Annotated in this window: 16 protein-coding genes; 7 read left to right on the forward strand and 9 right to left on the reverse strand. The window is 59.4% G+C overall.

The features are described 5' to 3' along the window. Positions 1-117 precede the first annotated feature (117 nt). A complete protein-coding gene (locus NWQ23_RS12020; protein ID WP_306166606.1) occupies positions 118-1,809 on the reverse strand; it encodes an NAD(P)H-dependent oxidoreductase subunit E in 1,692 nt (563 codons plus the stop codon). Between the two features lie 157 nt (positions 1,810-1,966). Between NWQ23_RS12020 and NWQ23_RS12025 the strand changes: the two genes are divergently transcribed. Then, a complete protein-coding gene (locus NWQ23_RS12025) occupies positions 1,967-2,971 on the forward strand; it encodes an alkane 1-monooxygenase (RefSeq protein ID WP_306166607.1) in 1,005 nt (334 codons plus the stop codon). Continuing rightward, positions 2,964-3,350: a hypothetical protein gene (locus NWQ23_RS12030; RefSeq protein ID WP_306166608.1), complete on the forward strand. Its 387-nt coding sequence runs from the start codon at positions 2,964-2,966 to the stop codon at positions 3,348-3,350. The genes NWQ23_RS12025 and NWQ23_RS12030 overlap by 8 nt, the downstream gene beginning before the upstream one ends. Before the next feature lie 7 nt (positions 3,351-3,357). On the opposite strand, the gene xseA is transcribed toward NWQ23_RS12030, so the two are convergent. Further along, the gene (xseA, locus tag NWQ23_RS12035) at positions 3,358-4,860 is read right to left on the reverse strand and encodes an exodeoxyribonuclease VII large subunit (RefSeq protein ID WP_306166609.1); all 1,503 of its coding nucleotides are present in this window, start codon (positions 4,858-4,860) and stop codon (positions 3,358-3,360) included. Positions 4,861-4,871: 11 nt separating this feature from the next. After that, complete coding sequence (locus NWQ23_RS12040) at positions 4,872-5,450, reverse strand: hypothetical protein (RefSeq protein ID WP_306166610.1); 579 nt, start codon at positions 5,448-5,450, stop codon at positions 4,872-4,874. A gap of 159 nt (positions 5,451-5,609) precedes the next feature. On the opposite strand from NWQ23_RS12040, the gene purD reads away from it, so the two are divergent. Further along, positions 5,610-6,872, forward strand: a complete 1,263-nt coding sequence (purD, locus tag NWQ23_RS12045; RefSeq protein ID WP_306166611.1) for a phosphoribosylamine--glycine ligase — start codon at positions 5,610-5,612, stop codon at positions 6,870-6,872. Positions 6,873-6,947: 75 nt separating this feature from the next. Here purD and NWQ23_RS12050 read toward each other — a convergent pair whose 3' ends face one another. The 5 genes from NWQ23_RS12050 to NWQ23_RS12070 form a co-directional block, all read right to left on the reverse strand. Then, positions 6,948-7,454, reverse strand: a complete 507-nt coding sequence (locus NWQ23_RS12050; protein WP_306166612.1) for a CarD family transcriptional regulator — start codon at positions 7,452-7,454, stop codon at positions 6,948-6,950. Positions 7,455-7,662: 208 nt separating this feature from the next. Beyond that, positions 7,663-7,998 (reverse strand): ferredoxin FdxA, encoded by a 336-nt coding sequence (fdxA, locus tag NWQ23_RS12055; protein ID WP_306166613.1) that lies wholly within the window; start codon positions 7,996-7,998, stop codon positions 7,663-7,665. Between the two features lie 48 nt (positions 7,999-8,046). Continuing rightward, entirely contained in the window at positions 8,047-8,433 is a 387-nt protein-coding gene (locus tag NWQ23_RS12060) for an RNA-binding S4 domain-containing protein (protein ID WP_306166614.1), read from the reverse strand. Continuing rightward, positions 8,430-11,219: a helicase-related protein gene (locus NWQ23_RS12065; RefSeq protein ID WP_306166615.1), complete on the reverse strand. Its 2,790-nt coding sequence runs from the start codon at positions 11,217-11,219 to the stop codon at positions 8,430-8,432. Before NWQ23_RS12065 ends, NWQ23_RS12060 begins: the two co-directional genes overlap by 4 nt. A gap of 30 nt (positions 11,220-11,249) precedes the next feature. Beyond that, on the reverse strand, positions 11,250-11,810 hold the full coding sequence (locus tag NWQ23_RS12070; protein ID WP_306166616.1) for a tetratricopeptide repeat protein: 561 nt from the start codon (positions 11,808-11,810) through the stop codon (positions 11,250-11,252). Between the two features lie 74 nt (positions 11,811-11,884). Between NWQ23_RS12070 and NWQ23_RS12075 the strand changes: the two genes are divergently transcribed. Together NWQ23_RS12075 and NWQ23_RS12080 are read left to right on the forward strand one after the other, a co-directional pair. Continuing rightward, positions 11,885-12,172 carry an SCP2 sterol-binding domain-containing protein gene (locus tag NWQ23_RS12075; RefSeq protein ID WP_306166617.1) on the forward strand — a complete coding sequence of 96 codons (288 nt, stop codon included), beginning with the start codon at positions 11,885-11,887 and terminating at the stop codon, positions 12,170-12,172. A gap of 53 nt (positions 12,173-12,225) precedes the next feature. Next, complete coding sequence (locus NWQ23_RS12080; RefSeq protein WP_306166618.1) at positions 12,226-13,113, forward strand: alpha/beta hydrolase; 888 nt, start codon at positions 12,226-12,228, stop codon at positions 13,111-13,113. Here the strand turns inward: NWQ23_RS12080 and NWQ23_RS12085 are convergent. Continuing rightward, positions 13,110-14,324, reverse strand: coding sequence for a threonine ammonia-lyase (locus NWQ23_RS12085; protein ID WP_306166619.1), 1,215 nt, complete (start codon positions 14,322-14,324; stop codon positions 13,110-13,112). The genes NWQ23_RS12080 and NWQ23_RS12085 overlap by 4 nt on opposite strands. Before the next feature lie 106 nt (positions 14,325-14,430). Here NWQ23_RS12085 and NWQ23_RS12090 point away from each other — a divergent pair, with 106 nt between their 5' ends. Both NWQ23_RS12090 and NWQ23_RS12095 read left to right on the forward strand, forming a co-directional pair. Beyond that, entirely contained in the window at positions 14,431-15,444 is a 1,014-nt protein-coding gene (locus NWQ23_RS12090) for a ligase-associated DNA damage response exonuclease (RefSeq protein ID WP_306166620.1), read from the forward strand. Then, positions 15,441-17,030 (forward strand): ATP-dependent DNA ligase, encoded by a 1,590-nt coding sequence (locus tag NWQ23_RS12095; RefSeq protein WP_306166621.1) that lies wholly within the window; start codon positions 15,441-15,443, stop codon positions 17,028-17,030. Before NWQ23_RS12090 ends, NWQ23_RS12095 begins: the two co-directional genes overlap by 4 nt. The last annotated feature ends 57 nt before the right edge of the window (positions 17,031-17,087 follow it).

The following is a 17,087-nucleotide window of genomic DNA, read 5'->3' on the forward strand; positions in this document are numbered from 1 at the left end:
GACGAGGATTTGAACATCCGGTCTTTGAGCTTTTTAAAAAATGACATTCAGATCAACCATTGCAGCCTTTCCATTCACCTAATCATACAAGGCAGATTTGGAAAGCCTGATCGCGGCTTAACCTGACACCTCATCCTTGAAATGCTGCATCACAAGCCTGATCGGGTTCGGGGCCGCCTGCCCCAAACCGCAAATCGACGCATCAGCCATCGCGGTGCAAAGCTCTGTCAGCAAAGGCTGATCCCATGTATCCGCCTGCATCAGCTTGACCGCCTTTTCGCACCCGACACGGCACGGCGTACATTGCCCGCAGCTTTCATCCTCGAAAAACCGCAGCATGTTCAGTGCCGCGTCGCGCGCGCGATCCTGATCGGACAGCACGACAACGGCAGCAGAGCCGATAAATGTGCCCAAAGGCTGCAAGGTGTCAAAATCCAGCGGCACGTCGTGGATCGACGCAGGCAGCAAGCCGGACGACGGACCGCCGGGCTGATAGGCCTTGAAGACATGGCCTTCGGCCATCCCACCCGCCGCTGCGATCACGTCTGTAATTGTTGATCCGGCGGGCAGCAGATAGACGCCCGGCTTTGCCACCCGGCCCGATACGGAATAGGACCGCAGTCCGATCCGTCCATTCTTCTCGGTCCTGTTCAACACCTCCGGCCCCTCGCGGCAAATCCGCGCGACCCAGAGGAGCGTTTCGACATTATGGACAAGCGTGGGCCGGCCAAAAATACCGACTTGCGCCACAAAGGGTGGACGGTGGCGCGGCAATCCCCGCTTGCCTTCGATGCTTTCGATCATGGCGGATTCTTCACCGCAGATATAGGCCCCCGCCCCGCGCCGCAGATCGATATAGCCTTGGTCCACAAGACCTGCGTCCTCTAACGCTTTGATCTCAAGCGCTAAAATCTCCAAAACCGCAGGATATTCGTCGCGCATGTAGATAAAGCACTTTTCAGCCTCGACAGCCCATGCCGCAATCAACATGCCTTCCAAAAACAGATGCGGCGTGCGTTCAAGGTAGTGGCGATCTTTGAACGTCCCGGGCTCGCCCTCGTCCCCGTTGACGGCCAGATAGCGGGGTCCGGCATTGCCGCGCACAAACCCCCATTTCTTGCCAGACGGGAAACCGGCTCCGCCCAATCCACGCAGGCCAGAGGCAAGGACCTTTTCCTGCACCGCCTCCCAATCGCCCGTGTCGCGCAGCGCTTCCAGCGCGGCATATCCACCGGACGCGCGGTAGGCTGCGAAATCCTGATACTCCGGCATATGTGCGTGGGTATGCCCCGCAGCAATCGCCGCCTCGACTTTTGCGACCGTCGCATGATCGATATGATGATGCCCCAGTTCCAGCACTGGCGCCGTATCGCAACGCCCCATGCAGGGCGCGCGCAGCACACGTACCTGCGAAGGGTCCAGCCCTTCTTCCAGTGCAGATTTCAACTGCTGCGCCCCTGCCAATTCGCAAGAGAGCGAGTCGCAAACACGGATGGTAAGCGCAGGCGGCGGGGTTTCCCCCTCTTTGACCACATCAAAATGGGCGTAGAATGTGGCGACCTCATAGACCTCGGCTTGGCTCAGGCGCATTTCTTCGGCCAATGCCCGCATATGGGCGGCCGAAAGGCACCCATAGGCGTCCTGAATCAGATGCAGAAACTCGATCAAAAGATCGCGGCGGCGGGGACGGTCGCCCAAAAGCGCTTGAACCTGCTCCCATGCGGTATCGTCAAGCTGACGCCCCTTGGGGCGATGACGGCCTTTGCCTTTGCCGGATTTCCAAACACCTTTTCGGTTGTCCAAAGCCATTGCCCTTTCCTTCTTTCGCATCACCGCCAACATACTGGCCATGATTCACCCAAACCATGCAAAAGCGACACCGCAAGTGACCAATACGCGCAGCCTTTGCTATTTCCGCTGACCCCTTCGGAAACACGTGCTAATCATGCGAAACATGATACCCCCGATGTTGAAATTCACCCTTGCCACGCTGACGCCTGCGGCTTTGCTTGCAGCGGGTGCATTCTGGGGCGGTTTCTACATTGTGGCCGCAGTCTTGTTTCTGACGGCCCTGACCAGTTTACTGGATCGTCTTGGTCCGCGCGATACGACAACAGCGTCTGACGGTGCCGACACGGCGCTGTCTGTGGTGATCGCGCTGGCTCATTTTGCGCTCTTGCCGCTCATTGTCTGGGGTTTGGCATCTGCCCATCTGGAACCGCTTGAAAAGGCAGGTCTATTCTTTGGCGCGGGCCTTTGGTTCGGGCAGGTCAGCAATGCCAATGCCCATGAGCTGATCCACCGCAGCGCCCGCGTTTTGCACCGCTTGGGGATGTGGGCCTATATCACCTTGCTCTTTGGTCATCACACATCGGCGCATGTGCTGGTCCATCACCGGTTTGTCGCAACAAACCAAGACCCGAACACCGCCCGGAAAGGCGAGAGCCTGTATCGCTATATCCTGCGCGCCTGGGGCGGGTCATTTGTGCAGGGCTATCGTGCCGAAGCGGCACGCCTGCGCAAGATCGACCGCCCTGCATGGCGCAATCCCTATGTGGTTTATCTGGGCGGCGCGGCGCTTTGTGTTGCGGCGGCCTTTTGGCTCGGGGGTGGGGCTGGCGTGCTGGCCTATGTGGGGCTCTGCGCTTATGCCCAATCACAACTGCTGATGTCGGATTACGTGCAACACTATGGTCTGATGCGCCGGGTCGATGCGGCCGGCAAACGTGAACCGGTTGCGACGCAGCATAGCTGGAACAGCCCGCATTGGTTTTCCTCGGCGCTGATGCTGAATGCAACGCGCCATTCCGATCACCATGCGCGCCCCGCGCGACCCTACCCAGCGCTTGAATTGCCAGATGGCGCGCCCATGCTCCCGCGTCCGCTCCCCTTGATGGCAAGCATTGCCCTTGTCCCTCCGCTTTGGCGGCGGATGATGGACCCGCGGGTTGAAAAGTGGCGCAATGCGTAACCTTTTGGTTTGCCTCCTGCTTGCCGCGCCCGCAGTGGCCCAAGACGCGATGACAGCGGAGGAGTTTGATGCCTATGTCACTGGCCGGACCATCACCTTTCGAACCGAAATGAACCCGACCTTCGGGGTCGAACGCTACTTGCCCGGCCGCCGTGTGATGTGGTCCACGTTTGACGGAACCTGCCAGTATGGTGTCTGGTTCGAAAGCAAGGGCGACATCTGTTTTCGCTATGAAGGCGATCCAGAGCACAAATGCTGGGCCATATACGATGAACCCGGCGGCTTGCGCGGCGTCTATACGACTGTGCCAGATTCCACGGTTATCTTCGAAGTGCCAGAGCGCCAAGATCCGTTGATTTGCAACGACTTATCATCTTGAATCGCCTTTAGAGCAGCCGCCCTTGCGAGGTGTTGCTGACCGCGATCCGCCCGTCGGCAAACTCGATCTCGAGCGACTGCGCGCTTTTGGCTGCAGCGATGCCCGTCACAACCGCACCGTCCCCGCGCACAACCGCATAGCCGCGTTTGAGCGTCTCGACGTAGCCCAAGGTTTCGCGCAGACGGTCCAAGGCCTCGAGCCGCGCCCTGCGCTCTGACTGCTGGCGCGAGGCGCGGTCTGACAAGCGGCGCAAGACCGTTTCCAACCGCTCGGACTGGCGCGCGAGCCTGCCCTGCAAGACATCTGCACGCAAAGCCCGGCTTGCCTGTGTCAGCTCTGTCCGCGCCTCCCGTGTCCTGCGTTTCAACGCAGGCACCAGTCGGGCCGCCAAACCATCCAAACGCCGCTGATCCTCTGCCAGACGCCGCGACAGGATACCCGGTCGCAACGCCGCCTCTGACATTTGCAGCCGCTTTTTGGCCGCAGCCCCGCGCAGGGCGTTTGGCAAACGCTCGCCCAGATAGTCCAGGCGCTGCCGCGGTCCTTCCACCAAAGCTTCGACCTGTGGCAGCGCACGGCCCAGATCGCGCAGCCGTTGCTGGCGTTGCGCGAGCGCTGTGGTCAGGGCCCGGCTCAGGCGCGCGCCTTGCTGGTCTGTCCACGCCATCAGTTCCATCCGTACCGGCACCGCCAATTCAGCCGCCGCTGTCGGCGTCGGCGCGCGCATATCCGATACAAAATCAATCAACGTCGTATCCGTCTCGTGGCCCACGGCGGAAATCAGCGGAATATCCGACGCAGCAGCAGCCCGCGCCACGATTTCCTCGTTAAAGCCCCAAAGATCCTCAAGCGATCCACCGCCACGGGCGACGATCAGCAGATCAGGGCGCGGCAGTGCGCCACCGGGGGTCAATGCATTGAAGCCACGGATTGCAGCAGCCACCTCTGGCGCGCATTTCGCCCCCTGCACCGCGACCGGCCAAACCAGTACCTTGCGCGGGAAACGGTCGCGCAAACGGTGCAAGATATCGCGAATGACAGCACCCGAAGGCGAGGTCACGACACCAATGATCTCTGGCAGATAGGGCAGAGGTTTCTTGCGCTCCGGCGCGAAAAGCCCCTCGGCTGCCAAAGCTGCCTTGCGCCTTTCCAACATTGCCATCAGCGCGCCCGCCCCCGCAGGGGCGATATCTTCGATCACCATCTGATATTTGGATTGCCCGGGGAAAGTGGTCAGCTTGCCTGTGGCAATGACCTCCATCCCTTCCTCTGGGCGATGGGCCAAACCTTGGGCGCGTCCTTTCCAGATCACAGCAGAGAGAACAGACCGGTCGTCTTTCAGGTCAAGATAGATGTGCCCTGACCCCGGGCGCGAGACCCGCCCCACCTCGCCCCTGATACGCACATGGGAAAAACCCCCTTCAATCGCTTTTTTGACAGCGCCCGAAATCTCCGAGACGGTAAATTCCGGCGTGTTATCAGCGGGCGCATCTTCAAATAGATCGTTCAAGCTTTGCCCCTTCAGGGATTAACGCGAAGCGGCAGTGACGAAAACTTCCACCGCAAAAAGACCGTCGCGAGGATCATGACGATCCCGAATGCACCAAACAGCAACGAGCCGAAGACAAATGACAAAAGAACAGCAGCCCCACCAATCGACCAAATCAGTATACTGGAGTTGCGCACGGAAGCCAGATCAGGGTCCGGCCAGAACTGGACCTGTGGCCGCCCGAACTCCTGCGCGTAATACTCTAGCGTGTTGAGATAGGCCGGATCGTCCTGGAATGGCGGCAAATCCCCCGTGTAGTGGATTGTACGGCCGATGATGCGCCGGCAAAAGTCTTCGAAATAAGCCTTTTCATCCTCGGCGTGGAGCCGCCAGACAAGGTTTACAATCGGTGACGGCGACAGTGTCTCGCCAGTACTTCCGACCAGATACATGTACCGACGATACTCTTCGACCAGAATATAACAAACGTCGGTCGAGTGGCCCGTTTCTTCCTCCAAACGCTCGACCAGGGACCGCGTCAATGGCCGCTCGTGAAAGCTGTAGCCTTCAAGGCGGTGCCACAATCGACGATCAGTTTTCGTGCGTTTCATTTCAATGAGGTCCAGCCATTCAAAGACGCTTGGCCAATGCTACTGTGCAGGATTGAAATCTCCAAGTATGCACGCGCAGAAAAACGCGGTTGTGTGACACTTGTGGTCAAGCAAAGACGACCTTAGAACCAGCCACGAAAGCGAACGGCGAGGGCACTGATGAACATATTGATCTTGGGCAGCGGTGGTCGCGAGCATAGTCTTGCATGGGCTATCAAGCAAAACCCCAAATGCGACCGCCTGATTGTGGCCCCCGGGAATGCCGGTATTGCCGCCATCGCAGAATGTGCTGATATCAATATCCTTGATGGTGGCGCGGTTGCGACATTCGCCGAGGAAAACGCCGTGGATTTCGTGATCGTGGGGCCAGAGGCGCCTTTGGCGGCGGGCGTCGCGGACCGGTTGCGCAGCGCAGGTCTGCTTGTGTTCGGACCCAGCCAAGAGGCGGCCCAACTCGAAGCCTCGAAATCCTTTACAAAGGCCATTTGTGATGCGGCCAAGGCGCCGACCGCCGCTTACGCCCACTTCTCCCAGGCCGATGCCGCCCGTGACTATATCCGCACGCAAGGGGCGCCCATTGTCGTCAAAGCTGACGGGCTTGCGGCCGGAAAAGGCGTGATCGTGGCCATGACCGAAGCCGAAGCACTGGCCGCCATCGACGACATGTTCGACGGCAGCTTTGGCGACGCAGGTGCAGAGGTCGTGATCGAGGAATTCATGGAAGGCGAAGAGGCATCGTTCTTCGTTCTGTGTGATGGCAAAACGATTCTGCCGGTCGGCACCGCACAGGACCACAAACGCGCCTATGACGGCGACACTGGCCCCAACACCGGCGGCATGGGGGCCTATTCGCCTGCACCGGTGATGACCGACGAGATCACAACCAAGGCGCTCGATGAAATCATCCGCCCCACGATGGCCGAGATGGCCAAACGCGGCACACCCTTCCAAGGCGTGCTGTTTTGCGGGTTGATGATCCAGAACGGGCAACCCAGACTGGTGGAATACAACGTGCGCTTTGGTGATCCTGAATGCCAATGCCTGATGATGCGGCTGGGCGGCCAGATCCTTGATCTGCTGCAAGCCTGTGCAGAAGAGCGCTTGCACGAAGTTGCGGCAAACTGGGCTGATGATCATGCGCTGACGATCGTCATGGCGGCAAAAGGGTATCCCGGTTCATACGAAAAGGGCACGGTCATCAACGGGCTCGAGACCCAGCCCGAGGACAGTTTCCACATGGTCTTTCACGCGGGAACGACCGAAAAGGCAGGCCAGATCACCGCGACAGGCGGGCGGGTGCTCAGCGTCACAGCGCGCGGGGCAAGTTTGGCCGAAGCCCATGAAAAAGCCTATGCAATGGCGCATGGGATTGACTGGCAAGACGGGTTTTACCGGTCCGACATCGGCTGGCGCGCGCTGTAGGCACCGGCTGACGCCTTCGTCCACGAAAAAACCGCGCCCCATGGGACGCGGTTTTTTGTTTGATTTCAAAGTCGATCAGGCGGCGCGGCCAACCAGAACGGAGTCGATCTCTGCAGCAGCGGCATGTTCATCATTGCCTGCAACGGCAGCAATCTCGCGGGTCAAACGCTCCAGCGCTGCTTCGTAAAGCTGACGCTCGGAATAGCTTTGCTCGCGCTGGTCGTCCTGGCGGTGCAGGTCGCGCACGACCTCTGCAATCGCGATCAGATCGCCCGAGTTGATCTTTTGCTCGTACTCTTGCGCCCGACGGGACCACATGGCCTTCTTGACCTTGGCTTTGCCACGCAGCGTCTTCATCGCGTGGCTGACGACATCAGGTGTCGCCAAAGCGCGCATGCCGACGTCGGTCGCCTTGTGCGTTGGCACCCGCAGCGTCATCTTGTCTTTCTCGAAGGAGATGACAAACATCTCCAGCTCGAAACCGGCAACTTCCTGGGTTTCGATCGACACGATCTTGCCGACGCCGTGCGCGGGGTAGACCACAAATTCGTTCGGGCTAAACTCGTTTTTCTTCTTGCTCATGATCGTCCTTTCATGGCGATCCGGTCTTGCGTCGACAAAAAACCGCCGGGGGCAAATCGCCTCCGCCGGGGTGTGTTCGTTACAATCATGGATCAAATTTTTCGCGGCATTAGGGTGATTGTATCACAAAAATGACACTTCTGAAAGCACGGTGTTTTTCACAGTTAAGCCCTTAAGAACAAAGGCCTAAAAAGAGAAAAGCGTCGAATCAGCCACCCTCGCCCGGCGCTTCGGAAAACAGTTCCATCTTGCCTTCTTTGCCATCCATCTCTTCGGCGGAAGGCAGCGGATCTTTCTTGGTGATGATCACCGGCCACATCTCGGAATACTTGCGATTGAACTCGACCCATTTTTCCATGTCCGGCTCTGTGTCGGGGCGGATCGCATCGGCAGGGCATTCGGGTTCGCACACACCGCAATCGATACATTCGTCAGGATGGATCACGAGCATATTCTCGCCCTCGTAAAAACAGTCCACGGGGCAGACTTCGACACAGTCGGTGTATTTGCAGGCGATACAATTGTCGTTGACGATATAGGTCATGGAGGCATCCGAATTGTTAGCTTTTACTTGCTAGAATAGTCGCCAGCCTCATTCAAGGTCGAATGGACCATCATTCCCGCGATGGGACATCATATCACGCCGATCTTTCTTGGTCGGGCGGCCTTTTCTGTCGCCGCCGGGATTATAGGGGCGCTTTTCCACGACGGGTGTCAGGTCTTCATAAAGCGTCTGCGCCTCGGGGGCAGGCCCGCGCCGCGCGCCGCAGGCCACAATGCGCACAACGCGCGTTTCGGTTTCCTGAATAAACGTCAGCACATTGCCCGGGCCCACGGCACGGGCGGGCTTGCTGACAGGTTGGCTGTCAACCCGAACCTTCCCGCCTGTCACGACCCCGGCGGCGATGCTGCGCGATTTGAAGAACCGCGCATGCCAAAGCCATTTATCCAGCCGGATCGTCTCGCGGGGGTCGGTCAACCCTTGTTGAACCCGGCCAGTGCGGCAGCAAAGGGGTTGTCCGGATCAATCTGCTTTTCGCGCTTGGGCTTGGCTTGGAAGCTTTGCGGCTTGTTGGCCTCGGATGGCGGTTTGCCCTTGCCTTTTGGTTTGCCTTTGGCGCGTTGCGGGCGCGCGTCAGCCTGAGGGCGCGCAGGTCGCACCGCACGTCCACCCCAGGTAAAGGTGTAGAACTCTTCCATCTCTGCTTGCGGGGCGTCCCCGCCGGAATAATCCGGAAACTCTTGCGGCGCGTCGTTTGGCATTTCCTGCGGCGTATCAATCGGCGTCTCGGAAGGTGGCGTATCGGGCATTTCCTGTGGCGCGTCTGGCGGAGCATCTCCCGGCACCTCGACAGGCGGGGTGTCCGGTGTTTCCGGCGGACGGCCTGCCTTGATCTTTGCGCGGGTGCCTTTCTCGGCTTTATAACCAAGGCCGGTCATCAGATCGGCAAACTGTTCCAGCGTCATGCCGGTGATCGACAGCATATCGGGGTTCGCTTCGAAACCGCCGCGACTGTCTTTGTCGCGCAGCATATCGGCAAGGCGTTCAAGCATATCGATACGGATCGCCCGTTCGCCCGCAGCACGGTAGCCAGCCATCGCATAATAGCCCGCGACCGCATCTTTTGCCGCAGGAACAGTGACCAGACCGGGGGGCGGGCTTTCGGGGAATTCGGCCAGACCTTTGGACAGCGACCACAGCACCAGCCGCAGACGGGTTGGCGCGGGCTTGAGCAACAGCGGCATAAAGACCGTAAACTGGCCAAACCGCACACCGTGCTTGCGCAGCGCGCCACGGGCGTCCTGATCCAGCGCTTTGACCTCATCGGCCACATCACCGCGCGGAATGATCCCGAACCCTTCGGCCATCCGGTAGGCAAAGCCTTTGGCGGCCCCCGTCAGCGCCTCGTCGTTCCGGAGTGCCAGGATCGGCTCGAAACCGCTGGCGATCTTGCGGTCGATGAAGTGCTGCAAGCGGCGCTGCACTTTGGCGGCCACATCGGGCCCTGCCTCTTCATCCACGAAAACGGAAATCGATGGTTTGAACGGATCAGCGCCCGCCACCAGTTTGCCGACGGCCTGATCGCCCCACATCAGCCCACCCTGTTCGGTGAAATCAATTTCGGGGTCAGGTGCATTATAGAAGCGATCCGCGAGAAGATGGAATTTCGGGACCAGCGCCTGCACAGAGGCCTGCCGAAGGGTTTTCGCCTCGTCGGGGCTTCCGGCCTTGTCCATCCGGAACCGGAACCCTTCCAACCGTCCGACGAATTCGCCCTCTACGGTCACTTCACCCTTTTCGTTCACGTCAGCCAACAGGCTCTCCTTCTGTTTGAGCCGGCGAAGCAGAATGCTGGTCCGCCGGTCCACAAATCTTTGTGTTAATGCACCATGTAGCGCATCTGATAGTCGGTCTTCTACAGCGCGCGTCTCTTCGCGCCAATGGGATTCGTCAACCAGCCACCCGTTCCGCTGTGCCACATAGGTCCAGGTCCGAATATAGGCGAGCCGCTTGGACAGGGTATCAATGTCTCCGTCGGTGCGGTCAATGCGCCGGACCTGAAGCCCGAACCAATTGGCGGACACATGCCCAAACTGGTGCAGATCGTTGTAGATATGGGTCAGCTGGCTGGCATGTTCACCCTTGCTGATCCCGCGAAAATCGGGAATGCGGCAGACATCCCACAGCAATTTGACCGAAGGACCATCGGTCGCGCGCGCAGAGACTTCAGCATCGGCTGCCAGCGCCTTGAGCGCTGCAAGATCGTCGCTTTCGCGCACACGGGTCAGCCAGGGGTTGTCGGTGCGATCCTCCAGAGTAGCGATAAGTCGCTTGACCGATCCGAATTGCAGACGGCTGTTGCGCCATTGCAGTTTCTTGACCGGTTGAAAGCGGTGCTCGCAAATTGCCTGTGCGACACCTTCATCCAGCTCGGGCGCTTCACCCGTCACCCCGAATGTCCCGTTCTCGACATGACGCCCCGCGCGGCCTGCAATCTGCGCAAGTTCCTCGGGCTGTAAGTGGCGCATCCGGTGTCCGTCGAACTTGGTCAGCGACGAAAAGGCAACGTGACTGATATCAAGGTTCAGGCCCATCCCGATCGCGTCGGTCGCCACCAGATAGTCGACATCGCCGTTTTGATACATTTCAACCTGTGCATTGCGTGTGCGCGGTGAAAGTGCGCCCATCACAACCGCTGCACCGCCTTTGGTGCGCCGCAGCAGCTCTGCGATCGCATATACATTTTCAACCGAAAACCCCACAATTGCGGACCTTGCAGGCATCCTGCTTATCTTTTTCGAACCTGAGTAGGTTAATTGGGACATCCGCTCGCGGCGCATGAATTGTGCGTCGGGGACCATCGCGGCGATGGCACCCCGCATCGTTTCAGCCCCCAGAAACAGTGTTTCATGCAGCCCGCGGGCGTTCATCAGCCGGTCGGTAAAGACATGGCCCCGTTCGGGATCGGCGCAAAGCTGGATCTCGTCCACCGCCAGAAAATCGCAGCCCATCCCTTCGGGCATCGCCTCCACGGTGCAGACCCAATAGGCGGCACGGGGCGGCACAATGCGTTCTTCGCCCGTGACCAAGGCCACAACGCCGGGGCCGCGCACAGCCACGATCCGGTCATAGACCTCGCGGGCCAGCAAGCGCAGCGGCAGGCCGATCACACCCGTGCGATAGGCCAGCATTCTTTCTATCGCATAGTGCGTTTTGCCAGTGTTGGTCGGGCCAAGAACGGCCGTGATCCGGGAACCCGCCATGATATTCCCCGATTTTCGGAGAGCCGACGCCTAGAGCGCCTGGCCCTCGAGCTGCAATTGCAAACGTTCGACCGAACCCAAGGTTTCGGCAGAGTTCGGGTTAATCTCAAGTATCATCCGGTAAAGTTCAAGCGCATCTTCGGGGCGCTGCAATTCTTCCATGATAACCGCCAGGCCGCGCATCGCCTCGAAATGGCGCGGGTTCAGGGCCAGCACCTGCCGGATGTCATCAAGGGCCGGTCCTGTGAGACCCAGCAGATAGTAAGAGGAGGCGCGGCCATAGTAGCCTTCGGCAAAATCCGGCGCATGATCGACCAAAGCGGTGAAATGTTCCACAGCCACCTCTGGTTGGCCGTCATCCAACGCGTCCTTGCCACGACGCAGCAAAAGATCCATCGCCGCAGACCCGCTCTTTTCCCATTCCGAGATAATGCGTCGCTCGACCCGCGCATATGTCGCCTCATCCGCCTCGGCCAGCTCTTGATAAAGGTCGTCTAACGGGGTTTCCTGCGCATCGGCAGGTAGGGAAAACCCAACTGTCAGCAAAAGTGCCGTAACGATACATTTGAAGCGGTGTGTCTGCGTACCCATATTCGTAATGTAGCGCAGTATCCGGCCAACACCAGAGCCCGCGCAGTCACAATTGAGCAAAAGAGGACAAAAATATGAGTGATGTCGTAACAGAGGCCGTCGCTGCCCTGAATGCAAAACTGAGTGGCGGCTTTGATGGCACAGCGAAATTCGATATCGAAGGCGAAGGCAGCATCATTATCGATGCGCACGGCGCACGCGCTGGCGATGACGACGCAGATGTCACACTGATGGCCAGCACCGAAACATTCAAAGCCATTCTTGATGGCGAAATGAACCCCACAACAGCCTTCATGACAGGCAAGCTCACAGTTGACGGCGATATGGGTCAGGCCATGAAACTCTCGAGCGTCCTGTCATAGTCATGGAGGCGGCGCCGCTTTACGAAGACATCGCAGGTGGCCCTTCCGGGGGGGTGGCGCATTGGTTGACGACCTCTGACAACTTGCGGATTCGCGTCGGCTTTTGGGGGCATGCGGCAGCCAAAGGCACGGTCCTGATCTTTCCGGGCCGGACGGAGTTCGTCGAAAAATATGGCCGCACGGCGCAAGCGCTGCAGGATCGCGGCTATGCCAGCCTTGCCATTGATTGGCGGGGTCAGGGAATCGCCGACCGGATGACGCCCAATCGGGCAATCGGGCACGTGGGGCATTTCAACGACTACCAAAAAGATCTGGCGGCGGTGCTGGCCTATGCGCGAGAGCGCGACCTGCCCAAACCCTATTTCATGATCGGCCACTCTATGGGCGGCTGCATCGGATTGCGGTCGCTGATCGAAGGGCTTGATGTCAAAGCTATCATGTTTTCGGCCCCGATGTGGGGCGTCCAGATGGCGCCCCCTTTGCGGCCTGTCGCATGGGGGCTGTCTACGGTCAGCAGGCCCTTGGGGTTTGACCAGACCCTTGTTCCTGGCCAGTTCGAGGAAAGTTATGTCTTTCGCACCGGTTTTGCCGAAAATACCCTGACATGCGATCCCGACATGTTCGCGATTTTTCAAGAACAGTTACGCGCCCATCCCGATCTTGGGCTGGGGGGGCCATCCCTGCGCTGGCTCAATGCGTCACTTGTGGAAATGCAAAAGCTAAGCAAGTTGCACACTCCGGCCTGCCCCTGTCTGACCTTCCTTGGAACCGACGAGGCGATTGTCGATCCGCAAGCAATCCGGAACCGGATGCGTCAATGGCCCAATGGCGTTTTGCGTGTCATCAAAGGCGGGCGGCACGAAATGCTGATGGACAGCCCCGCGCGCCGCGCCATGATTTTTGACGAAACAGCCGCGCTTTTCGATGCGCAACTGACCTAGTCCAGATCGGTATCGGTGCGCACGCGAAACCCTGCGCTGCGCAATTCATCGACTGTTTCGATCACATGCTGTTTGTCGCGAGCTTCGATCACGATTTCCAATTCAGCCTGCTTCAATGACACCGATTGCATCATCCGCTGGTGGATTACCTCGACCACATTGGCCCCCGCCTGCCCGATGATCCGCGAGATATCCGCCAACTGGCCCGGTTTGTCGTCGATCTCGAAGGTCAGGCGCGTAATGCGCCCGTCCCGCACCAAGCCGCGCAGGATCAGGGTGGACAGCAGCCGCGAATCGATATTGCCGCCGCAAACCACCAAACCCACCTTCTTGCCCTGAAAATCCTGCGCGAATTTCTCGATCACCGCCATGCCGGCACCGGCGGCCCCTTCTGCGACAATCTTTTCCTGCGACAAAAGATCGAAAACTCCGGCCTCGATCTGGGCCTCTGTCGCGGTTTCAACGCGGTCCACATAGCGGTTGATGATCGCCATATTCGCAGCAGAAGGCGCGCGCACAGCGATGCCTTCGGCCAAAGTCGCCCCGCCAAAATGGGTCTCGGCGTGATCGAACTGCGCTTTCACCGCATCGAAATTCGACGCCTGCGCACCGATGATCTGCACATCTGGCTTCACCGACTTTGCCGCCACGGCCATGCCCGCAATCAGGCCACCGCCACCAACGGGGACAACGATCACATCCAGATCGGGGACCTGTTCCAGCATTTCCAGCGCCACGCTGCCCTGACCTGCCGCCACAACCGGATCGTCAAAGGGGTGGACAAAGGTCAACCCCTTTTCGGCGGCCATATCCAGCGTGAATTGCACGCTTTCATCAAAACCGCTGCCATGCAGGACCACTTCGGCCCCGAAATCCTTGGTGCGTTTGACTTTGTTAAAGGGCGTGCCCTCGGGCATCACGATGACCGAAGGAATGCCCAGACGGGTCGCATGATAGGCCACACCCTGCGCATGATTGCCCGCACTACAGGCGATCACACCTGCCTTGCGCTCTGCCTCCGTCAGGGTCAGCAGTTTTGCGAGCGCCCCACGCGCCTTGAAAGCATTGGTGTGCTGAAGGTTCTCCAGCTTGAGATAAAGATCAATACCAAGCTGCAAGGACAAGCGTGCCGCGTGGACCGTCGGGGTCCGCATGGTGGCGGGTTTGATCGCGGCATAGGTCTTTGTAATCAGGTCGGGATCAAGGGCCATCTGCCACCTCGTCAGTTCATATCGTGCTACAGTAGTGAAACCGTAAGGTGGGTGGAACCCACCTTACCCCATTGGCCCGCCCTGCCCGCGCTCTATACTGCTCTTTATGGCTGACGTCCTCACTTTCACTGATCGCGGCATCTATTGTCCTGCCGGCGATTTCTATATCGATCCGTGGAAACCGGTGGATCGGGCGCTGATCACCCATGGTCATAGCGATCACGCCCGCCCCGGCATGGGGCGCTATCTGGCGACGACCGGAACCGCCCCCGTGATGCGGCATCGTCTGGGCACGATCACGCTCGACACCATTCCCTACGGAGAGGTCCGGCAGATCGGCGATGCTGCGGTCTCGTTCCACCCTGCGGGTCACGTCCCCGGCTCTGCGCAGATCAGGGTGGCCGTCAAAGGCGAGGTCTGGGTCGTCTCTGGCGATTACAAAACAGTGGCCGATGGGCTGTCCGAACCGTTCGAGCCTGTACCCTGCCATGCCTTCATCACCGAATGCACCTTTGGTCTGCCCGTCTTCAAATGGACGCCGCAGGATATTCTGGCCCGGCAAATCAACGACTGGTGGGCCGCCAATGCCGCGGCAGGCCGCACGTCGATCCTTGGGGCCTATGCGCTTGGCAAAGCCCAGCGTTTGCTGGCCACCGTGAACCCCGAGATTGGGCCGATCCTGACCCATGGCGCGATTGAGAATACCAATGCAGTGCTGCGCAATCAGGGATTTGCCCTGCCGCAAACAACGCTTGTGACCGCAGGTATCACGCACAAAACCCACCCAGGCGCGTTGGTGCTGGCCACGCCCAGCGCGCTTGGCACCTCATGGGCGCGGCGCTTCGGCCCCGCTTCGACCGCCTTTGCAAGTGGTTGGATGGCCCTGCGTGGCGTGCGCCGCAGACGCGCGGCGGACAGAGGGTTTATCGTGTCGGATCACGCCGATTGGGAAGGGTTGAATACAGCCATCAAGGCGACAGGTGCGACCAGGATTTTCGCCACCCACGGCTATACCTCTGTTTTCCAGCGCTGGTTAGCGGATCAGGGGTATGACGCCCATATCGTCAGCACCGATTATCACGGCGAAGGCTTTGATCAGGCCGATGAGGTCGAGGCATGAAAGACTTTGCCGCCCTTTTCACCCGCATCGACGAAAGCACCAAAACCTCGGTCAAGACGGCGGCCCTTGCCGATTACTTCCAGACCGCCACACCCGAAGACCGGCTTTGGACCATCGCGCTTTTCACCGGACGCCGCCCAAAGCGGACGATCACAGCGACCCGTCTGCGGGAATGGGCGGCAGAGGTCGCGGGCCTGCCCGATTGGCTGTTCGAGGAAAGCTATAGCATCGTGGGCGATCTGGCCGAAACGATCGCACTGGTGCTGCCCCCGCCGACCCTGCAAAGCGACCAGACGCTGACCCATTGGATCACCACGATCAAGACGCTTTCCACGCTGGACGACGATGCGCGCAAGGCAGGTATTCTGGCCGCATGGGATAGCCTGCCCAATACCGAGCGTTTCTTGTTCACCAAATTGCTGACCGGCGGCTTTCGGATCGGGGTCAGCGCCAAGCTGATCACCCGCGCATTGGCGCAAGCGACGGGCCAGCCCGAGCCAGAACTGACCCACAAACTGATGGGTAACTGGACACCTGACACAACGACTTGGGCGCATTTGATCGAGGCGGATGATCCCACCGCGGACCTCTCGCGCCCCTACCCGTTCTATCTGGCCTATCAGTTGGACGGCTTTGACGATCTGGGCGCGCCCGGCGATTGGAATGCGGAACGCAAATGGGACGGGATTCGCGGGCAGTTGATCATCAGGGGCGGCGAACACCACCTGTGGTCGCGCGGCGAAGACCTGATGACCGACCGTTTCCCCGAGTTTGCGCAGCTCAAGGATTATCTGCCCGACGGCACCGTGATCGACGGCGAAGTGCTGGCCTTTGCGCACGAGGTGCCGCTGTCTTTCAACGCCCTGCAAAAGCGGATCGGGCGCAAGACGGTGCCAAAAAAACTGTTGGCAGAGGCTCCGGTCATCCTGATGGCCTATGACCTTCTGGAACACGCAGGCCAAGACATCCGGCACCACCCGCTCCAAGACAGACGGGCGGCACTGGACGGACTGGTGGCGCAGACGCCGCAAGCGGCACCTTTGCGCCTTTCTGCCTCTGTGCCCTTTGAAACATGGGATGATCTGCGCACAGCGCGTGACCAGTCCCGCAACCTCAACGCCGAAGGTCTCATGCTCAAAAGGCGCGACAGCCCCTATTTGTCAGGGCGCAAGCGCGGCGACTGGTGGAAATGGAAGATCGACCCGCTGACCATCGACGCAGTGATGATCTATGCCCAAGCAGGACACGGGCGGCGGGCGAACCTGTTCACCGATTACACATTCGCGGTGCGCGACGGCAACGATCTGGTGCCTTTCACCAAGGCCTACTCCGGCCTGACCGATGCTGAATTCCGCGAAATCACTGCTTGGGTGCGCAAGAACACATTGCAGCGCTTTGGCCCCGTGCGGCAGGTCCCCGCCCAGCATGTGTTCGAGATCGCGTTCGAAGGCATCCAGGCCAGTCCACGCCACAAATCCGGCGTCGCTTTGCGCTTCCCGCGGATGCTGCGCTGGCGTCGTGACAAGCCTGTGCAAGAGGCCAATACATTGGATGATCTCAAAGAGTTGCTTGCGACTTTCGGCTGATGGTCCTTTTCACCCCGCAAAACCGTGACTATGTTCCGGCACGCAAGCTAGGAAAGG

The organism is Yoonia sp., from assembly GCF_030731595.1.
Lineage (GTDB): Bacteria > Pseudomonadota > Alphaproteobacteria > Rhodobacterales > Rhodobacteraceae > Yoonia.

Coding starts and splice junctions, on each gene's coding strand:
- NWQ23_RS12020 (WP_306166606.1), bottom strand. CDS start 1,809: ATGGCTTTGGACAACCGAAAAGGTGTTTGGAAATCCGGCAAAGGCAAA.
- NWQ23_RS12025 (WP_306166607.1), top strand. CDS start 1,967: ATGTTGAAATTCACCCTTGCCACGCTGACGCCTGCGGCTTTGCTTGCA.
- NWQ23_RS12030 (WP_306166608.1), top strand. CDS start 2,964: ATGCGTAACCTTTTGGTTTGCCTCCTGCTTGCCGCGCCCGCAGTGGCC.
- NWQ23_RS12040 (WP_306166610.1), bottom strand. CDS start 5,450: ATGAAACGCACGAAAACTGATCGTCGATTGTGGCACCGCCTTGAAGGC.
- purD (WP_306166611.1), top strand. CDS start 5,610: ATGAACATATTGATCTTGGGCAGCGGTGGTCGCGAGCATAGTCTTGCA.
- NWQ23_RS12050 (WP_306166612.1), bottom strand. CDS start 7,454: ATGAGCAAGAAGAAAAACGAGTTTAGCCCGAACGAATTTGTGGTCTAC.
- fdxA (WP_306166613.1), bottom strand. CDS start 7,998: ATGACCTATATCGTCAACGACAATTGTATCGCCTGCAAATACACCGAC.
- NWQ23_RS12065 (WP_306166615.1), bottom strand. CDS start 11,219: ATGGCGGGTTCCCGGATCACGGCCGTTCTTGGCCCGACCAACACTGGC.
- NWQ23_RS12070 (WP_306166616.1), bottom strand. CDS start 11,810: ATGGGTACGCAGACACACCGCTTCAAATGTATCGTTACGGCACTTTTG.
- NWQ23_RS12075 (WP_306166617.1), top strand. CDS start 11,885: ATGAGTGATGTCGTAACAGAGGCCGTCGCTGCCCTGAATGCAAAACTG.
- NWQ23_RS12085 (WP_306166619.1), bottom strand. CDS start 14,324: ATGGCCCTTGATCCCGACCTGATTACAAAGACCTATGCCGCGATCAAA.
- NWQ23_RS12090 (WP_306166620.1), top strand. CDS start 14,431: ATGGCTGACGTCCTCACTTTCACTGATCGCGGCATCTATTGTCCTGCC.
- NWQ23_RS12095 (WP_306166621.1), top strand. CDS start 15,441: ATGAAAGACTTTGCCGCCCTTTTCACCCGCATCGACGAAAGCACCAAA.